The 19,724-nt window shown below is 36.8% G+C and carries 16 protein-coding genes; 7 read left to right on the forward strand and 9 right to left on the reverse strand.

From position 1 onward, the window contains the following. The first annotated feature begins 240 nt into the window (after positions 1–240). Together uvrA and OK18_RS18105 are read left to right on the forward strand one after the other, a co-directional pair. Positions 241–3,033, forward strand: coding sequence for an excinuclease ABC subunit UvrA (uvrA, locus tag OK18_RS18100; RefSeq protein ID WP_053328919.1), 2,793 nt, complete (start codon positions 241–243; stop codon positions 3,031–3,033). A 309-nt stretch (positions 3,034–3,342) separates the two neighbouring features. Further along, positions 3,343–3,843, forward strand: coding sequence for a hypothetical protein (locus tag OK18_RS18105; RefSeq protein WP_053328920.1), 501 nt, complete (start codon positions 3,343–3,345; stop codon positions 3,841–3,843). Between the two features lie 38 nt (positions 3,844–3,881). On the opposite strand, the gene OK18_RS18110 is transcribed toward OK18_RS18105, so the two are convergent. From OK18_RS18110 to OK18_RS18120, 3 genes are all read right to left on the reverse strand, one after another. After that, positions 3,882–4,913 (reverse strand): threonine aldolase family protein, encoded by a 1,032-nt coding sequence (locus OK18_RS18110; RefSeq protein WP_053328921.1) that lies wholly within the window; start codon positions 4,911–4,913, stop codon positions 3,882–3,884. Between the two features lie 86 nt (positions 4,914–4,999). Beyond that, positions 5,000–5,434 (reverse strand): hypothetical protein, encoded by a 435-nt coding sequence (locus OK18_RS18115; RefSeq protein WP_050020915.1) that lies wholly within the window; start codon positions 5,432–5,434, stop codon positions 5,000–5,002. Between the two features lie 219 nt (positions 5,435–5,653). Then, positions 5,654–8,665: a reprolysin-like metallopeptidase gene (locus OK18_RS18120; protein ID WP_167336372.1), complete on the reverse strand. Its 3,012-nt coding sequence runs from the start codon at positions 8,663–8,665 to the stop codon at positions 5,654–5,656. A gap of 240 nt (positions 8,666–8,905) precedes the next feature. Between OK18_RS18120 and OK18_RS18125 the strand changes: the two genes are divergently transcribed. Continuing rightward, positions 8,906–9,559, forward strand: a complete 654-nt coding sequence (locus OK18_RS18125) for a metal-dependent transcriptional regulator (protein ID WP_053328923.1) — start codon at positions 8,906–8,908, stop codon at positions 9,557–9,559. Positions 9,560–9,768: 209 nt separating this feature from the next. After that, the gene (gene blaIND / locus OK18_RS18130; protein WP_053329426.1) at positions 9,769–10,491 is read left to right on the forward strand and encodes an IND family subclass B1 metallo-beta-lactamase; all 723 of its coding nucleotides are present in this window, start codon (positions 9,769–9,771) and stop codon (positions 10,489–10,491) included. A gap of 67 nt (positions 10,492–10,558) precedes the next feature. Here the strand turns inward: blaIND and OK18_RS18135 are convergent, their stop codons facing one another. From OK18_RS18135 to OK18_RS18150, 4 genes are all read right to left on the reverse strand, one after another. Next, the gene (locus OK18_RS18135) at positions 10,559–11,722 is read right to left on the reverse strand and encodes an aminotransferase class V-fold PLP-dependent enzyme (protein WP_053328924.1); all 1,164 of its coding nucleotides are present in this window, start codon (positions 11,720–11,722) and stop codon (positions 10,559–10,561) included. A gap of 98 nt (positions 11,723–11,820) precedes the next feature. Further along, a complete protein-coding gene (locus OK18_RS18140) occupies positions 11,821–12,960 on the reverse strand; it encodes a hypothetical protein (protein WP_050020910.1) in 1,140 nt (379 codons plus the stop codon). A 26-nt stretch (positions 12,961–12,986) separates the two neighbouring features. Then, on the reverse strand, positions 12,987–13,889 hold the full coding sequence (locus tag OK18_RS18145) for a TssN family type VI secretion system protein (RefSeq protein WP_053328925.1): 903 nt from the start codon (positions 13,887–13,889) through the stop codon (positions 12,987–12,989). A 54-nt stretch (positions 13,890–13,943) separates the two neighbouring features. Beyond that, positions 13,944–14,861 carry a type VI secretion system baseplate subunit TssG gene (locus OK18_RS18150; protein WP_228377651.1) on the reverse strand — a complete coding sequence of 306 codons (918 nt, stop codon included), beginning with the start codon at positions 14,859–14,861 and terminating at the stop codon, positions 13,944–13,946. A 432-nt stretch (positions 14,862–15,293) separates the two neighbouring features. Here OK18_RS18150 and OK18_RS18155 point away from each other — a divergent pair, with 432 nt between their 5' ends. The 3 genes from OK18_RS18155 (at position 15,294) to OK18_RS18165 (ending at position 17,922) form a co-directional block, all read left to right on the forward strand. Continuing rightward, positions 15,294–16,085 carry a S1/P1 nuclease gene (locus OK18_RS18155; protein ID WP_053328927.1) on the forward strand — a complete coding sequence of 264 codons (792 nt, stop codon included), beginning with the start codon at positions 15,294–15,296 and terminating at the stop codon, positions 16,083–16,085. Positions 16,086–16,364: 279 nt separating this feature from the next. Beyond that, positions 16,365–17,231, forward strand: coding sequence for a sigma-70 family RNA polymerase sigma factor (locus OK18_RS18160; protein ID WP_002979276.1), 867 nt, complete (start codon positions 16,365–16,367; stop codon positions 17,229–17,231). Between the two features lie 190 nt (positions 17,232–17,421). Continuing rightward, complete coding sequence (locus OK18_RS18165; RefSeq protein WP_053328928.1) at positions 17,422–17,922, forward strand: GNAT family N-acetyltransferase; 501 nt, start codon at positions 17,422–17,424, stop codon at positions 17,920–17,922. 18 nt (positions 17,923–17,940) lie between these two features. Here OK18_RS18165 and OK18_RS18170 read toward each other — a convergent pair whose 3' ends face one another. Both OK18_RS18170 and OK18_RS18175 read right to left on the reverse strand, forming a co-directional pair. After that, complete coding sequence (locus OK18_RS18170) at positions 17,941–18,693, reverse strand: LytR/AlgR family response regulator transcription factor (protein ID WP_050020906.1); 753 nt, start codon at positions 18,691–18,693, stop codon at positions 17,941–17,943. A 9-nt stretch (positions 18,694–18,702) separates the two neighbouring features. Next, entirely contained in the window at positions 18,703–19,704 is a 1,002-nt protein-coding gene (locus OK18_RS18175; RefSeq protein ID WP_053328929.1) for a sensor histidine kinase, read from the reverse strand. Positions 19,705–19,724: the final 20 nt, after the last annotated feature.

Genomic DNA, 19,724 nt, shown 5'->3' on the forward strand with positions numbered 1-19,724 from the left:
TATTATTATTTTTAAGAAGATGACGAGCATACAATTCCATCAAAAATTCGTAATTTTGTGGGTCTTAATTTTACGATGAAAACCATTCTTTTTCATGTCTGTTTTTTAGCGAATGTTGTTAAAGATCAGAATGGCCCGGGATGTAATAATCCAATTGATGACAGGTATAAAAACATTGTTTTACAATACCATTTAACACCGGCAGCTAAGGACTGTACGGCAACTTAGAATAAACAAAATATGGCTAATACAACAGAAATAGATATTAAAAAACAGATTTTCGTTAAGAATGCTCACCTTAACAATCTGAAACATATAGATGTCCTGATTCCAAAAAACAAACTTATTGTTATTACAGGGGTTTCAGGAAGTGGCAAATCATCCCTGGCTTTCGATACCATCTACGCTGAAGGGCAAAGAAGATATGTTGAAAGTTTGAGTTCATATGCACGTCAGTTTTTAGGGAAATTAGAAAAACCTAAAGTAGACGATATTAAAGGACTGGCTCCTTCTATTGCGATCCAGCAAAAGGTAATTTCTTCCAATCCCCGTTCTACGGTAGGAACTTCCACAGAAATCTATGATTACCTGAAACTTTTATTTGCAAGAATCGGAAAGACCTTTTCCCCGATTTCGGGCGAAGAAGTAAAAAAAGATTCGGTTTCAGACGTGGTTGATTTCATCAAAGCCTCTAAAAAAGATACTTCTTTCTTATTGACAGCCCCATTGGAGTATGATGCCGACAATTTTAAAGAAACCTTAAATGTTTTGAAACTCGCAGGTTTTACCCGTCTGGAAATCAATGGAAATGTAGCTGGAATTGAAGATCTGGAAAGTTTTGGATTTACTCCGGAAAAAGGAATGACTATCAATCTTGTCATTGACCGTTTTTCTTATGAGGAAGATGAAAGCTTTTTACAGCGACTTGCCGACTCTATTCAAATGGCATTCTATGAAGGCCGGGGGTATTGTTCACTGAAAAATACCGATACGGGAAAAGTAAAAGAATTCTCCAATAAATTTGAACTGGATGGGATGGAATTCCTTGAACCGAATGTTCACTTTTTCAGCTTCAATAACCCATACGGAGCATGCCCTGCCTGTGAAGGATACGGAAAAGTAATCGGAATTGATGAAGATCTTGTGGTTCCCAACAAAACGTTGTCTGTTTACGAAGATGCCATTGTCTGCTGGAGAGGGGAAAGCATGAGCGAATGGAAAAAGGATTTCATCAAAAAAGCAGGTGACTTCCCTATCCACAAACCCTACCATCAATTGACCAAAGAACAGAAAAATTTCCTTTGGAAAGGAGATGGTAAAAGTAATTTCCCTTGTATCAATAATTTCTTCAAAATGCTTGAAGAAAACCTTTATAAAATTCAATACCGCGTAATGCTGTCACGCTACAGGGGGAAAACCCTTTGCCCTACCTGTGAGGGGCTAAGATTACGTGAAGAAACCAGCTGGGTAAAAGTAGACGGGCATAACATCCAATCGATGATTGAGCTGCCTTTGGATGAACTGTTTCCACTGATCAATGGTTTAAAGCTTTCAGAGCATGACCAGGAAATAGCCAAAAGATTATTGTACGAAATCACTACCCGTATTGAATTTTTATTAAAAGTAGGTTTAGGATATTTAACCTTAAACAGAACCTCTAATACGTTATCCGGAGGAGAAAGCCAGAGAATCAACCTGGCAACAAGTCTCGGAAGTTCCCTGGTAGGCTCCATTTATATTCTGGATGAGCCATCTATCGGGCTTCACTCCAAGGATACGGAAAACCTGATTGATGTTTTAAAGAACCTTCGTGACCTGGGAAATACCGTGATTGTTGTAGAACATGATGAAGATGTCATGCGGGCTGCCGATTATATTATTGACATCGGTCCGGAAGCCGGCTATCTTGGAGGAGAGCTGGTATTTGCCGGTGATTATAAAGATTTGAAAAAAGCCAATACGCTTACTTCAGAATACCTTACAGGAAGGCTGGAGATCAAAGTTCCTTCAAAACGAAGAAAAGCAAAAGAATGGATCCACATCAAAGGAGCCCGTCAGAATAATCTTAAAAATATTGATGTAGATGTTCCGCTGGAAAACCTTGTTGTGATTTCCGGGGTTTCGGGAAGTGGAAAATCTACCTTGATGAAGGAGATTCTGACCAATGACATTCAGATTCAATTAGGAATGGGCGGGAAAAAAGGAGATTATGACTCCGTAGAATTTCCTAAAAAACTGATTAAAAATATTGAACTGATAGACCAGAATCCGATCGGAAAATCTTCCCGTTCAAACCCTGTAACCTATCTGAAAGCTTATGATGATATCCGTGATCTTTTTGCCAAACAAAAAGTAGCCAAAATGATGGGTTACAAACCCAAACATTTCTCTTTCAACGTAGATGGAGGAAGATGTGACGAATGTAAAGGTGAAGGGGTGATCAATGTTTCCATGCAGTTTATGGCCGATATTGAGCTTGAATGTGAAGTATGTAAAGGAACACGCTTTAAAAATGAAATTCTGGAAGTAAAGTTTGATGAAAAAAATATTTCAGATATCCTTCACATGACTGTAGATGAAGCATTGGAATTTTTTAAGGATAATCACGAGGAAAAAATTGTCACCAAACTGAAACCTTTACAGGAGGTGGGATTGGGTTATTTACAATTGGGGCAAAGCTCTTCTACTCTATCCGGAGGGGAAGCACAGCGTGTGAAGCTGGCTTCATTTCTTGTAAAAGGAGTTACAACAGACAAAACCTTATTTATTTTTGATGAGCCTTCTACCGGTTTGCATTTCCATGATATCCAGAAATTACTGAAATCCCTGCAGGCTTTGATTGACCTTGGCCACTCCGTGATTGTTATTGAGCATCAGCCGGATATCATCAAATGTGCCGATTACATCATTGATATCGGACCGGAAGCCGGAAAACACGGTGGTGAAGTAGTTTTTGCAGGGACTCCCGAGGAGCTGATAAAAAATAAACAATCATATACCGCCAGGTATATTAAAGAGAAACTTGAACATTAAAATAGGAAAAGAGAGCAAATTAAGCTCTCTTTTTTAGGGTAAATAAATCAATTGCCTGATTACGGTCGTGTTATAATTCTTTACACCTCCTTTTACAATTTCAGCATTTTGGAGTCTGAAGTTTTCCGAATGGATTACAGACAATTACCATTTTATCATCTGTGAATCAACTTAATATTTTTTCTTAATATCTCGATATTTAAAATTAATTTACATCATATATTTAATTTTCTGTTGATATCCTATTTTTAATATACAAATACTATTATTAATTTAGCAGCAGATAAATCTGACTTAAATAATTAGGGTATGAAAAAAATAATCTTATTGAGCGCTGTTTCAGTTTTCTTAATGAACTGTAACAAGAAAACGGAAACTCCGGCTCCCAAAACGGAAGCAGACACTATTGCAGTAGAAGAACCTGTGATTGATACCTTAGGGCCAAAATCATTTTGCTATGTAGGAGTTACGGGAAAAGACAGTGTTTTTGCTTCTATTGATGATAATCTGGGAACCATTACAGGAAAGTTGTTGTACAAAAACAGTGAGAAAGATAGTTCAAAAGGCGATGTAACAGGTTTTAAATCCGGTGACACTTTAAAACTGACGTATGAATTTGTTTCTGAAGGCAAAACCAGTAAAAGAGATATTTACTTCCTTCAAAAAGACAATACATTAACGGAAGGAATTGGTGATCATAAAGAGGAAGACGGACAGTCTAAATATGCCAATGAGAAGAAAATAAGCTATAAAGACGGGCAAAAGCTGAATACTTCAGATTGTAAGATTGTGGCTAAGGCTTTGAAATAAAAAAATGATGCTCTTCAAAATGGAAGAGCATCATTTTTTTATAATTCCTTTTCAATAATTTCAATGAAACGATCTACTGCTTCATCTGGGGTGTTCCATGAAGTAATAAGGCGGATCGCAGAAAACTGATCATCTATTTTTTTCCATACATAAAATTCGAACCCTTCAGACAAAACTTCAATAAAATGATGGCTCACAATGGGAAAAATCTGATTGGTGAAGGTATCTGAAAGAAAACTTACTCCTCTTTGCTGCAATGCTTTCTTAATTTTCATAGCCTGCTGATTGGCATGTCTGGCAAGGTCAAAATACAGATCATTTTTCATCAATTCCAGGAACTGTATTCCTAAAAGTCTTCCTTTTGCCAGTAAAGCTCCTTTTTGCTTGATGTTGAATGCAAAATCTTCCTGAAGATCAGGATTATTCAAAACAATAGCCTCTCCTATTAATGCTCCGTTTTTAGTTCCGCCCAGGTAAAAAACATCGGTCAGTTCCGCTATATTTTCTAAGGTAAGATCACTGGCTTCCGAGGTCAGGCCATGTCCCAACCTCGCCCCATCCATAAACAGAAATAAATGCCGTTCCTTACAAAAATCTGAGAGTTCTTTCAGTTCTTTTTTATGGTAAACTGTTCCCAATTCGGTAGAATTCGAAATATACACCAGTTTAGGCATTACCTGATGCGGAACGTTCTGATGATTTTCCAGTACCGGAATAATATCCGCTGGCCTCAGCTTTCCATCCGGAGTCTCAATGCCCAGCACTTTGTGCCCCGTTGCCTCAATCGCTCCGGTTTCATTATTCAGAATATGTCCGGTAGCAGCAGAAATGACACATTGATAAGGTTTTAAAATGGAAGAAATCACAATTAAGTTAGCTTGCGTTCCTCCTGAAACAAAGAAAATTTCAGCATCTTCCTTATTCATCTTCCGCTTAATGGCTTCTTTTGCCTTCACTGAGTATTCGTCTTCCCCATAACCGGCTTGCTGGTCAAGATTATGTTGTAAAAGAGCTTGTAATATATTCGGGTGACCTCCCTCGGAATAGTCGTTTTTAAATGAAAATTTCATAGGGTAAAATTAAAAAAATGAAAGAATCAGTCCTATGAAAAAGAATTAAATATTGGAAATAGTAATCTGCCTGAGGCAGGTAATGCTTATTTTACAGCATCCTCAATTTGCCCGACCTGATAGTTTCCATCGGGTTTTGTATATATTTTGTATTTCTTTTTGCAGTTTTTATCCAGAGGTTCAATAAAATAAGAATTTCCGTTTTCCAGGTAAGCACCCGTCAGTTTACCGGAAGCAATGGTTAAGGTAATCAGCTTCGTCCCATCTTCTGACTTTCCTTTGAAGCTGTAAATTTTCTGTCTCCTCAGCGCTTCACTTGTTTTGTCTGCAGTAATGTATTTTGTTTTTTTACCATGGATATCATACAGATCAAAAATAACCTCTTTCCCGCTGGCTTTATTCAGTTTATTGATCTGGATAAATTTCGAAGGATTAAAAGTAAAATTAAATTTTTGAGACTGGCCCTGCGCCTTGCCGTATACAGCTAAAAACAAACTTATCAATACTAAAAGGTCTTTCATCTTATGAATGTAATAATTCTTATGATTGCTTATGCAAATTTTGTACAAAAAATAGTATTTAATCAAAGAATCTTAAATCTCTTACAATATTGGAACATATTTTAAATACATCCATCGAGAATTTATTAAAAATTGAATTCTATCATAATTAAGGCTGTCTCTTAAGTTTGCTAACACAAACATAGGAGACAGCCTCTTTACATAAACAAATAGTACCTGTTACTTCTTGATGATTTTAGATTGGTGTACTAATGTTTTACCATTCAATAATTTTAACATATAAACTCCGGTTTTAAATCTGGAGAAGTTGATTTCTGAATTATTCATCGTATTATTCTCCATCAGTCTTCCGGAAGCATCATAGATTTCATAATGTGTGATTTTCTCGTCACTATGAACCTGAAGATAATCTTTTACCGGATTAGGAACCAGGCCAATTGTTTTTTTAGCAACCTCTTTTGTTGCCAAAGATGAAGTAATGGTAAGGTTAACCGTATTTCTGCTTAGTTGATAACAAACTTTGTTTTGATTAAGTTCATTGATTGTCTTATTCAGTAAAGCACTTTCTGCTCCTGTAAATGAAATCCCCTGTACCGTATATGTTCCCGGTGGCAAGGTCGTAAAGTCAGCCGTTACACTTGTACCGATTATGGCATTAGTGGTTGTATTAATAGCAATGTAAGTATAATTAACACCCACAGGATTATTAACTATATTATAGAAATTCCCCGGGCCTGAAATACTAAGAACTACACTTGATCCTGCAGGAGTATTGCTTAAATTCCTTGTTGTTACAAAATAGTCCACCCCTTTTTCCAGATTGGCCGTAAATGATCTATAATATGTAAAGCTTGTACCCGTTCCCGAATAAACAGCATTAGATGTTACAAAGTTAGCTGTCCCTGTTTGAGTTCCTTTATAAATAGTAACCGAAACCCCGTTAGGAGAAGGGTAACTTAATGTATAAGCACCAGTCTCTGTTACTTTAAATCTGAAAGACAGCATGCTTGAACTTGATACAAGCAAGTGGGGAGCTGTTTGTGTCTGATTATAAATATACCAGCTTTGAGGGCTCATATTAGCCGCATCAAAAGTCAATGTCTTAGAACTATAAGTATCATTGGATGAAGTCTGTGGCTGTAGATTAAGATTTGCCTGTGGGCTTCCCTGGATAGCTGTTACCGATTTAGGATTTTCTGCAATAATTGTCTGGAAAGCGTTACAGCTTGAATTAATTGTAAAATTGGTATTGGATACATCAAAAAATTCTGCATAATCGTTAATCACAGCTGTCACTTTTATCCTTGCCTTATCCGTATATGGAACAAATGGTATGGCTACGGTAGCGGTACCATTATTCGGCACATTGGCAGCAAGTGTATAAGGAAAAGTTTCTCCTCCATCCGTAGACAGAAGAATATTTACCGTACTTTTTAAAGCATCAGTCTGATTGACATCCCATGTTACATTGATATTGGAATCCGCATTCACGGAGACATTTGAATTTGGATAGGTAACCGTTAAAGGTCCTTGATTGGTTACTGTAACTACCACCTGATCAGAATCTGCTCCGCCGGAAATTACACTGTTGTCCCTTACCGTAAATCTCATTTTCATAGTTCTGGCTACCAAAGGAAGTGCTTCTGCTTCATTGGTAGGAGGTGTATTCTGATTGTTCAGAACAAATTTCATTTTAGGAAAATACCGTTCAGTAGTAGTGGTACTCTGCTCAGACCTGAACAATGGTGCCGTTGTACTGTTTACTGCAGAATATCCGCCGGCTCCGTTAATGGTACTTCCGAATGCTCCTTTATCATTGGCAGTAGCCACATCTACCTGATCCCAGGTATAAGATAAGTTTGTATCTTCTGCATCGCTTCCTATTCCCTTTAATCTGAAAGGTGTATTCTTCGGAATACTGATCGCTGTGTTTCCTGCGTTGGCGGAAGGAGGTGTATTATTGACAGCAACCGAGGTAAAGCAAGTGGAAGATACGGCAAGGGTATTCAATACCTGATCAATACTTTTGGCATGGAAATAATTCAAGCCGTTATTTCCGGTATTGGTCTGGTCATTCGGAGTCGTACAGTTATTTTTGTATGCCATGATTGTGGATCCTGAGCCCGGTTCTACTGCTGCTGCAGAATTCCATCCGGAAGTACAGAATGTAGGGCTTGAAGGAGTTCCCCCCACTGCATTATAGGTGTGTCCCGCTCCAAACTGGTGTCCCATTTCGTGAACAATCAGATTAGCTGCCAATGATTTCGGCATGGAAAGTGTCCATTGGCTCCAGGCTCTTGCTTTAAGGGTTGACGTACAAGGCCTTGGACCTGCCTGCCCCTGGGCGCTTCCGTTCGTCCCCGGCATAATATGGAAAGTATGGCCAATATCATAATCGGCATAAGGAAGAGTTCCGTTTGAATCCATCGTATTGAATCCGGTCTGTGAATTGGCCGCCGATGCAAAAGAAGGATCTATGGTAAAAGGATCCGTGGTCCCATCTGTAAAAATCAGGGTCTTATTGGTTGTTTTATCAATCAGGTTAAAGGAAATCGATAGTTCTGATTCATAGATCTGGTTGATAAGATTCAGCATCGCTACCAATTCTCCCAGGGCTGCATCCTGATTCCCAAGAGCAGTGGTAAATTCACCAGTAGTGGCAACAGCCATTCTGAATGTTTTCAGGCTGCTTCCGTACGGAAAACCGGAGACTGACCTTTGAACATTCAGTCCTTTAGCAATAGCATCCAGGCTTTCTTTAAATTCATTTTCATCAGTTCCGCATTGAAATTTCTCACCGAACATTTCAAAGGAATTATAAATCCGGTACTCTCCTTTTTTTGTTTTGTAAGGTTCAATAATATAATAGCCCTGGCTGGATTTAACCATTGCCGATATTTCGTCTCCTACTAAAGTCAGTTTTATCTTATCCTGTCTGTCTTTTGAATATCCGTCAAAGGTAATAATGTTATCAAGCCTTTTACTGACAAGATTATTCTCAGAAAGAATAAATTCCTTTTGAGTTCCGTCAATAAGGGTTAATACAATAGACTGCCCACTAATTTTTTTGGGGCTTTTCCTGTTAGCATCAATACTTCTTTTAAAAGCATCGATATTCAATTTAAAGGTAGTCCCGGGAAGATCGTCACTACCCAATCCATTAGTATTCAATACCTGTGCATTCATAAGGAAAGATGCACAGATAGAAATAAGTGTAATTCTTAATTTCATTGTTGCGGTTTTTTTGCCAACCAAAGATAAATAATTAATCAACACGCAGAGAATAAAATAATAAAAAATCAACATATTTAATGTTAAATATTTATCAAAATAATTTATTAATGAAAATATTCCAAACAATTTAACATAAAATAAGAATAAACTCACAATAGCAACACAAGAATTAGCTGCTACTCTTATTCCATTTTTAATATTATTTTGTTAGATTTGTGATGAAAATCATCTAACATTTTGAAAACAACACTAACAGAAGAAAATTACCTGAAAGCATTATTTCATTTAGTGGATAATGAGGGGAAGGTAACCATTAATGAGCTTAGCAAATTTTTAAATGTAAAAATGCCGAGTGTCAATAATATGATGAAAAAATTTGCCGAAAAGAAATGGGTGATTTATGAAACATATAAACCGCTTATTGTTACGGAAAACGGAAGACGGGAAGCAGCATTGGTTGTCCGTAAGCACAGGCTTACCGAAATGTTTCTGGTAAAGAAAATGAATTTTGGCTGGGAAAACGTTCATGAGATTGCAGAACAGCTGGAACATGTTCATTCGCAGATTTTCTTTGATAAAATGGATGAAATTCTGGATTATCCTAAATTCGACCCGCACGGAGAGCCTATTCCGGATAAAGATGGGAATATTATTGCCCAGGATTTACAAAAATTAAGTAATTGTGAGGCAGGAGAAACGGTAATTTTCGCTTCTGTCACCCTTTCAGATGATGCCTTTCTAAGCTATCTGAATGACAGAAAGCTCCTCCTCAACACTAAGGTAAAAGTGGTTAAAATCGAAAACTTTGACAAGTCTATGACCATAGAAATCAGTGGTAAAAAAGAAATACTCAGTAAAAAAGCTACAGAAAAAATATTGGTAAAAAAATAATCTGATGTGCCCTTTTCTGTTCCTTTATTAATTAAAATAATAAGAGAATCCCGGACTCTGAAATATCTTCTACTCTCTTAATTGTTAAAAAACGGTTAAAATCTCTTTTATAAAAAGCTCCATCTTTTAATTTTATTAGGTTTGCAAAACTTCTGCTTGATTCTTCATTGTCTGACAAGCGTTACAATTTTAATTATTTTAAAAGAATTATGAAAAAAAGCATCCGTTTTTTTGCTATTGCCTTTTTATTAAGCTCATTGGCCCATGCACAGGCTGTTAGGGATTTTGTTATTGAACCACCTATCCAGCCCAACCTATATATTTACAAAACATTTGGAGTATTTGGTGGAAAAGAATATTCCGCCAATGCGGTATACCTCATCACCAAAAAAGGAGTTGTTTTATTTGACGTTCCCTGGCAAAAAACAGAATATCAAAGCCTTATGGACACCATAAAAAAACGTCACAACCTGCCTGTTATAGCGGTATTTGCAACCCACTCCCATGATGACAGAGCAGGAGATCTAAGCTTTTATAACGCCAAAGGAATCAAGACCTACGCAACAGCTAAAACCAATGAACTGCTGAAAAAAGAAGGGAAAGCAACCTCTACTGAAATTATTATAACAGGTAAACCTTATCGCATAGGTGGGGAAGAATTTATTGTTGATTTTCTTGGCGAAGGACATACTGCAGATAATGTAGTAGTATGGTTTCCCAAATATAAAGTCCTGGACGGCGGGTGCCTGGTAAAAAGCAGAACCGCTACTGATTTAGGCTATACAGGAGAGGCTAATGTAGCTCAATGGCCACAAACCATTGCCAGACTAAAATCGAAATATGGAAAGGCAGCACTGGTGATCCCGGGACATGATGAATGGAAAGGTGGCGGACATATAGAGCGTACAGAGGAACTGCTCAATAAAAAATAAAATTCATTCCACAGCCCCGGCCTTCGGCCGGGGCTGTGGAATGAATAAAGTACATTTTAAAATCCTCTCATTCCAGCACCTCCAATACCCTTTCAATTTCTTCCGTTGTATTAAAATAATGAGGCGACAGCCGGATGGCATGATCGATATTTTTCAATGTAAAATCAATTAATGCATTGCTTTTATTACTTACAGAAAAATAAATTTCATTCTCTTTTAATACTTCCTGAATCGCATCTATCTTTCCGTTCCTGTCACAGAAAGTTACAATACTGCTTAACCTGTTTCCTTTGTCTAAAACCGTAAAACCTTTGTATTGAAGCCCGGCTCTCAGTTTTTCTGATAGCTTCTGGTTATAATCTTCAATATAGGGCAACCCTACGGCACTGGCATATTTCAATGCCTCTTTAAAACCCAGAAGAGAAGCATTGGATCTCTCCCAGATCTCGAACCTCCTGGCTGTCTTTCCTAATTCATAATCATTAAAAGCTGTCCATGCTGCGTCACTCATATCTAAAAACAAAGGGGAAAGGTTTTGTTCTAAAGCCTTATCAGAAACATATAAAAATCCGGTCCCTCTCGGACCTCTCATAAACTTCCTTCCTGTTGCCGTTAGAAAATCACACCCGATTTTTTGAACATCAACAGGCATTTGTCCTACAGACTGACAAGCATCTACGAGGTACAATATATCATATTGCCTGCACAGCCTTCCCACTCCTTCCACATTTTGAATCAATCCCGAATTGGTGGGGATATGGGTAACGGCGATTAATTTAGGGCAGTGCTTTTTAATTAACTTTTCACAGTCTTCAAGATCCAGTTCATGATCAGGAAGGTTTTTCATCCGGATAATTTTGATATTCTTCTTTTTCTGTAAAGAAATAAAAGCCATCTGGTTCGAAATATAATCATCATTGGTGGTTATGATGCAATCCCCTTCTTGAAAGGGAATACTTGATAACGCTTTTGCATACCCGTCAGTAGAACCTGTTGTAAAGGCCATGTTTTGGGGATAAGCATTAATCAGCCTGGCGGCCTCTTCATAAAACTGATGAATTGATTCTGCATTTTTACCGGCAGTAATATATCCACTGAACATCTGTTCTTCCCGTAAATAATTAACAACCGTATTGACAACAATTTCAGGCATCAATGATGATCCGGCATTATTTAAAAAAATTTTATCCGAACACCCGATTGTATCTTTCCTGATTAAATCTATATTCATTCCTTCAAATTTTTACCTGTAATTCTTCCTTTTATAAGATTATAAGAAACAAAAAATCCCGAATGCATATCCGGGACCTGTATTTTCAAAAATTTTCGTTAATCCAGAACACTCCAACCTCTTTTTGGATTGGTATTGGAAGAAACTTCCTGTTCATTAACAATAATATTTTCTTTTCTCTGTCCGATGTAATCCAGCTCGCTTAATTTCGAGAAAATTGTTTCAAGGCTTCTCAGCATCTGCTGGATATACAGTAATGGTTCTCCACAATTGTGATGATCATAATTGGTCTCTGCCACAATAGAAAGTTGGTTTAATAAGGTGTGAGGTGCAATTTCACTCCACTCCAGACTGTAATTCAGCATTTCTTCCAATTCGGCAGGTACCAGAAGCTGGGTCGAATTGTATAAGTGGAGGGCCAGTTTTGCAAAGGATTCAATCAGAAATACCGGTGGCTGCCAGGGGATAATGTTTCTGAACTGGAAGTACATATCTCCAAAAGTATTCACCATGGTGCTGCACAAAAACTTAACATTTTGCGCCAATGCCGTATTCTGGTTTTTATGGGATGCTTTTTGAATAATTTTAAATGCGTATTGCTGCAGGTTACCAATAGATTTAGCAAAACTATTATAATAATCGGTCAAAGCCGGATGACTTTGAATAGAAGTACAAGGGGGAATAAAATTAGAATCCACCTGAGCAATATTTGCCCTTAGATCCACTTTTCCGATGATCAGATAATTACCTCCTGAATAGCTGCTGTTCAGCGAAGTTACCGGAAGCAGTTCGATATGATGATTAGGTTGCGCATTGGGATGGCGTGGTGGAATTTCTTCCGGGTCAATATCTCCAAAAGGAACCTTATCAAAAGGATTTACTGAAATCAGAATATAATATTCACCGTCAGCCTGCTCTTCGCTCATTGACTTCGCTAATGACTTCACGCTGATTCTTCTGTCATTCAGTTCAATACGGTATCCGGCCATAGTAACAGCACTACAACGTTTGATGACAAGCTGTACATCATTGGTAGCCGTATTGTGAACGTCAAAAATCGTACGGTCTGTATATTCGTTGGAAATAGGAAGGAGACCGTAATTATATGTAGTAATTCCCAGTGAATTGGAATCTCTGATAGTATCGATTAAGAAATTATCCTGATCATTAAGGTGCCTTTGGGAAACCTTCATCCCATCCACCCAATTGATTGCAAAATGTTTAATAGGCTGTATCATGTTTAATACTTTTAATTTTTTTGTGATTATGATTTTCTGGAAACACCTTCCTCTTCATGCTGAACCACTCTTTTACAAATCACTACTTCATTTTCAGAAATGTTGTTTGTTGAAATGTCCTGGTCAAAATCTATATATTTTCTAAAGCTGAAAAACGATTTTTTAGTATAGAAGATCCAATAATAGGGTTCCCTTTCCTGGTCTGAAAGATGAATGATAGACCCCGGATTCTTATGATTGTAGTCATCCACGACCCTATAAAACCAGTCTCCAAAAGTCACACCGGTCGGAAGGGTTTTAGCTTTGATTCTGAACCGGTTGGCATCTTCTAAATTTTTGCTTAGTTCTACGTTCAGAACCATTAATCTGTCAAAATCCGCACCCTCAAAATCCGGGAGTTTTTGTTCCGGAGAATATCTCCATGTTTTATAAATATCGAAAGGAATGCTGATAAACTGGATATAACAATAATAAAATACCATAGGAACCAGAAAGATCAGCATGCTGGTGGCCGCCATTACCGCATTTCCTAACCCTTTGCTCATCCAGTTAAAGATCAGGGTAAAGAGGTATCCGCCAAAAGCAATACAGGTCAATGAAAGTATAGATTCAAACAAGATGCTCATCGCAACGGAATCAATATGTTTTTTAAAATATTTATGCAGCAAATTCACATGGATGATTCCAAAAATAAGGTAGATCACCTGCGCAATAAGATACCAGTACGGATTAAAAAGATTATCGGCAAATCCGAAAACCCCTGGAAGAGCAAGACATAAACCGCATAACAGGACGTATACAATAATTACTTTAATTTTTATAGCAGGTTTATTCCTTCTGATTATACCCAGTATAACCATCATAATTACCGCGATTAAAGGCATTAATATATACCTTAAAAAAATACCTTTTACTGAAGAAATTTCCATTTGTTTCTTTTCGAATTTATACTTTGTTGGTAGCTGTAAATATAATAAAATAATCTAGAGGAAAGTAGAGTAACCAAGGCGGCTGGCATTTCTTTCATCATCCTCAAGACTGAATGAGTATCCCTGTTTTTCTGTCACAAAATTCTCCTCTACATCTACAGTGACAGGAAGAAAATAATCATACAGTGCCTGTAGTACTTTCCTGAACGGACTTCCGGGAATATATTTTTTCATTTCTTCATAGGGAATCGGACCAATATTCACCACCCAATTCCTTTGTCCGTCCATATGTTTTCCGCTTGGGATATACGTTACCCCTAATCTTGAATTTCCCAGAAGCATGGAATCATCATTCTCCTCTATCCGGTCAATAACATTAGGAGAAAAGCTCACTTCCACCGGGACCTGGAGAAAAGCAGTCATACATCTTTCAAACCACCTTTTACTTCCTCTGATCTGATGAAAAAAAGGTAGAATATGCATAAAAATATAGGCATTTTGCTTGTCCAGCATCTTAATCAGGGGCCAAAGTTCACTTACCGTTTCCAGCAAGGAATCCGTATTACTTGTAATATCAAATTCCGACTCTTTAAGCAGGGCGCTGATCTCAGTGAAAAATACCTCCAGCTCAAAAGGCCGGAAAAACCTGCGGGCATCCTCCTCTACTCTTTTTTGTTTCCGGATTTCCCTTACAATAGTATCGACATTTTTTCTGGAGGCGCCCAGGGATGGTGGATGAAACAATCCTTCCGGAAGATAATCGTAAATTCCTTCCCTGTAACATTCTATTGTAAAAACCTCTTCATCAAATCCTAAATAACTGCTCGAAATGCTTTTAATGTCTTTAAGGTAAGCACGGTCATTGATCCCGATCCGTTCAATAAATATATTACTTACCGCCCTATGATATTTCAAAAGGTTCACTGCTACAGCCTCCGCTTTAAAGTCTGTCTGCAGCTTATTGTAATTCATATCTACAATATTATTCTCATGCATAGTGTTTCCTGTGATTATGACTTGTAAAGATAATATATCTCATAAGTTTGAAAAAGTATTTCGCCAATAATTTTATTCTAAAAATACTAATTATTGATATTAGTAGGAAAAATTTTCAGTAATTTCCGTGAAAATACGGTAAAAGAAATCTTTTTCAATGGTTAATATTTAAAGTTTAATATTCAATATCAGATATTTACTATTTTTATTTACTTTCTTGTACTGTTTTCATTCATTCTGGTTACTATAATACCGTTTTTGCAGAAACAAACATGAATTCATGCTGTAAAAATGTCTTTTATTTCAGATTAATTTTTATTAACATCCATTTCAGAAAAGAAATCAGGGATAATTAATGCTGATTCAGAAACGGGCCGTATCTTTGCAGACTGAAAATTGTTATTTAAAATGAAAAGTATTTATTCTAAAATTTTGATTTTAGCATTCATGGCCTCTTCACTTTATTCTTATCCATGGGGATTGACAGGGCATAGAGTAATTGCAGAGATTGCGGAAAACCATCTCTCCGGAAAAGCAAGAAGGGAAATCAGAAAAATCATGGGCAAGGAACGCCTTGCTTACTGGGCCAACTGGCCGGATTTCATCAAATCTGATACCACAGGTGTTTGGAAACAGGCTTCATCATGGCATTATGTAAACATTGATCCTCAGACAGATTTCAAGGCTTTTGAACAAAACTTAAAAGCACAGGCAGGCCCAAGTCTTTATACCCAGGTAAATACCTTATCCAGCCAGATCAGGGATAAAAACACTTCTGAAAAGGACAGGAAGATTGCACTTATTTTCCTGATCCATATTATGGGTGATCTTGCACAACCTTTACACGTGGGAAGGGCTGAAGACCTGGGAGGAAATAAAATCAACGTTACTTATTTTGGTGACAAAACCAATTTGCATTCAGTATGGGACGGAAAGCTGGTAGATTCTCAGAAATACAGCTATACAGAATATGCCAGGCTTTTGGACATTAAACCGAAAGAAGAGGTTAGACAAATTCAGGCCGGAACCCTGCAGGACTGGCTGTATGATTCGCATAAAATTGCCAACAGAATCTATGCACAGACTCCTGACGGATCAAAATTGTCCTACGACTATCAGTACAAATTCAATGACACTCTTGAAAGACAACTTTTATACGGGGGGTTAAGATTAGCAAAAGTTTTAAACGAACTTTTTTAATAAACCTCTTTTAAAATCTATAAACGGAACTTCGGTTTCGTTTTTTTTGTTTAAAAATTTGAGCTCAGGGTTAAAAGTAGGAGGCTGTAAACAGGTCGTTCCGTATGTTTTTTTAAAGTAACTGTCAATAATTACATAACTGAAAAGTGACTTCCAGCCCCTTTCTTCCAGCTTCCAGCCTTTATACTTAAGTTTTTATAAAAATATTGTAACCCGTGTAACCTTTTTACTCTCTCAAACGTATATTATATAGTAACTCTTTTTTGAGGATAAAAATAAATGAGACAATTAAAAATCACTAAGCAGGTTACCAACAGGGAAACTGCTTCATTAGACAAGTATTTGCAGGAAATTGGTAAAGTGGAACTGATTACTGCGGACGAAGAAGTAGAACTGGCACAAAGAATACGTGCAGGCGACAGAGCTGCATTGGAGAAATTAATCAAGGCCAACCTTCGTTTCGTGGTTTCTGTATCTAAACAATACCAAAATCAAGGTCTTTCTTTACCCGATTTGATTAATGAAGGTAACTTAGGATTAATGAAAGCGGCAAAAAGGTACGATGAAACTAGAGGTTTCAAATTTATCTCTTATGCAGTATGGTGGATCCGTCAATCAATTTTACAGGCGCTGGCTGAGCAATCAAGAATTGTAAGGCTACCGTTGAACAAAATTGGCTCCATCAATAAAATTAATAAAGCATACGCTCACCTTGAGCAGGAAAATGAAAGACCACCTTCTCCGGAAGAGCTGGCTGAAGTTCTTGACATGAGCGAGGAGGATATTAAAGAATCGATGAAAAACTCCGGAAGACATTTGTCTATGGATGCGCCTTTAGTAGAAGGTGAAGATTCTAATCTTTATGATGTATTGCGTTCAGGAGAATCTCCTAGCCCGGATAAAGATCTGATGCTTGAATCTCTGCAAATTGAGATTGAAAGAGCATTGAATACTTTGACGCCAAGAGAGGCTGATTTAGTAAGATTGTACTTCGGACTGAACGGAAAACACCCGATGACTTTAGAAGAAATTGGTGAAACTTTCGATCTTACAAGGGAGAGAGTTCGTCAGATTAAAGAAAAAGCAATTAAGAGACTAAAACACAATACCAGAAGCAAGATCCTGAAATCTTATTTGGGTAAATAATTTAGCGTAACAAAACGTTATAGGCGGAGTCTGTTTTCAGGCTCCGCTTTTTTGTAACAATACAGAAGCCCATACAAACTAATTAAAATCATATCCATTATTATCTGTAATAGAACCGGAATAATTAATTTAGTGTAGCTTTATCAATAAACAGGATAAGGAATAAATTAAAAATTTAAAATAACACCTCATGAAATATACCACCCAATGGCTTACAAATAAAGCACGTGTCAGGGAACTTGTAGACTTTTTTATTACACATAAAACAGACTCCTATATTTCCCATGGCGAAATAATGTCTGGCAGAGCTTTAAACACTCAGCATTGGAACCCGGACCTTGATATAATTTTAACGGAACAGCTCCTTACAGATTTCAATTCCGATGGCAGCTCTAAGCTGAATATTTTGATTGCAGAAAATGAGAACGCAGAAATTGTCGGTATGATGGTTTTCAATGTGATCAACAGTCCGTTTAAAAAGTATGCAATTCTGGAGGATATGCTTTTAGATCAGTCTGTAAGAGGACAATCTCTTGGAAGTAAACTATTGGAAAAAGCTATTGAGGAGTCTAAAAACTGGAATATCAGCTTCATCCTGCTGGAAAGCGGAGTGAATAATCATGGTGCCCATCAGTTTTTCAACAGATATGGGTTTAAAAAAGTATCGGAAAGCTATATTCTGACACTATAAACTCAATTTCATCAAGACTCAACGGTCAATCCATTTTCTAAATCCGGGAGTTGAAGCAACCGAAGTAATGAGACGTCCGGGATGATTCGTTATTTTAATTGATAGCCGGTCATTAAAATAAGGCTCAATTAATTCTATAAAATTAATATTAACTATTTCTCCCCTGTTTATCTGAAAAAAAATATCAGGATTTAAGCATTCAACCAGTTCAGAAAATTTTTGCCGGAACTCATAGGTCTTTCCTTTGTTATCGGTTGCCTTACAAATTCCCAGATGAGTTGAAACATACATAATAGTTTTAACCTCTAAAAGTATTGTATTCACATTAACTTTAACAGGAATACGTTCTTTATAGGGAATACTAAGCTTCTTTATTACTGAGGAAATAGTCAACCAGTCGATTGGAACGGAAGCCGGAGTCAGCCTTTTAAATTTATCCATTGCCAATTCAAAACTCTTGAAACTAATGGGCTTTAATAAATAAGCAATCCCGTTACTATCAAAAGCTTCCTGATAAAAATTATCAAAAGCAGTTGTAAAAATAATAGGACAGGTAATCATATTATTATGCAGGGAAGAAAAGATATTGCCATCCAGTAAGTTAATATCACAAAAAGCTAAAGATGGGGCCTGGTTTACAGCAAACCATTCATTGATTTCTTTATTGCTTTTTAATACAGCTTTCACAACGATAGAAGGATCATATCTGGAAATATAAAATAATAGCTGCTCAGCACTAAGACTCTCATCTTCAATTAATACAATATCCATATTTAAAAATTATTTGTTTGTAATAACGGGTAATTCAACGATAAAATAATTATCAAACGGTCCGTAGGTTAAAGTTTCTCCATAAATAAGGTCATATCTTTTAGCAATATTTGAAAGTCCAAGCCCTGTATTTGAATACATTTCAACAGGACGGATTTGATTTCTTACCGTGATCATATCTCCGTTTCTTATGAATTCAATAACCAACGGATCTGCTTCATTACCTTCATTATGCTTAATTGCATTTTCCAGACATATCTGTAATGCAAAGGGAATAATATCACCTTCCTGATCATCAATTTTAAGAACAATTGAATAGGAATTGCCAAACCTTTCTGTTGTTAAAGCAATATATTTTTTTAAAAATTTCAAATCTTCCTTCAGTGAAACACTATCCACCGCATTATGCACTAAAAAATAACGATAGACATCCGCTAAATTTTCAATAAATTCATCAATATGACTGACATCTTTCCGGGCTAAAGAAGATAAAATACTCAGATTATTAAATAAAAAGTGAGGTTCTATATTTTTCTTCAGCATCTGAAGCTGCATATTTTCAATCTCATATTTAGATTCCATAAGTCTCTCTTTCAGTTCATTGGTTTCAATAAAAAAAAGATACGCAATCGTAAGTCCTGAAATATAAAAATGGGATAAGGATAGTGTAAAAATAAAATTACCCCAAAGCATTTCTAAAGAGGTTGGAGCTCCGTAATAATTCCTTATCATAAGATAGACAATCGATGCGTAAAGTCCAAATAACGGAATGGCTGATAAAAAGACATAGATAAATTTGAGCTTACTGGCAACAAGCCTTCCCAGGTATCTCCAGACCATTAACGTAATCCCAAAAGAACCTAATGAATACAAAAAGGTGGAAATATGGGTCGGAATATCATAGAAATTAATATCCCCATTAATCCTGACAATATAATAATTGTAAACCTGAAAGCTATTGAATAGAGCCAGAAGAAACAGAATAAACAGGATTGGCAATACTTTTTTCATAAAGATTCGGTCATTTTAGT

It is taken from the genome of Chryseobacterium gallinarum (assembly GCF_001021975.1).
Classification (GTDB): Bacteria; Bacteroidota; Bacteroidia; order Flavobacteriales; family Weeksellaceae; genus Chryseobacterium; species Chryseobacterium gallinarum.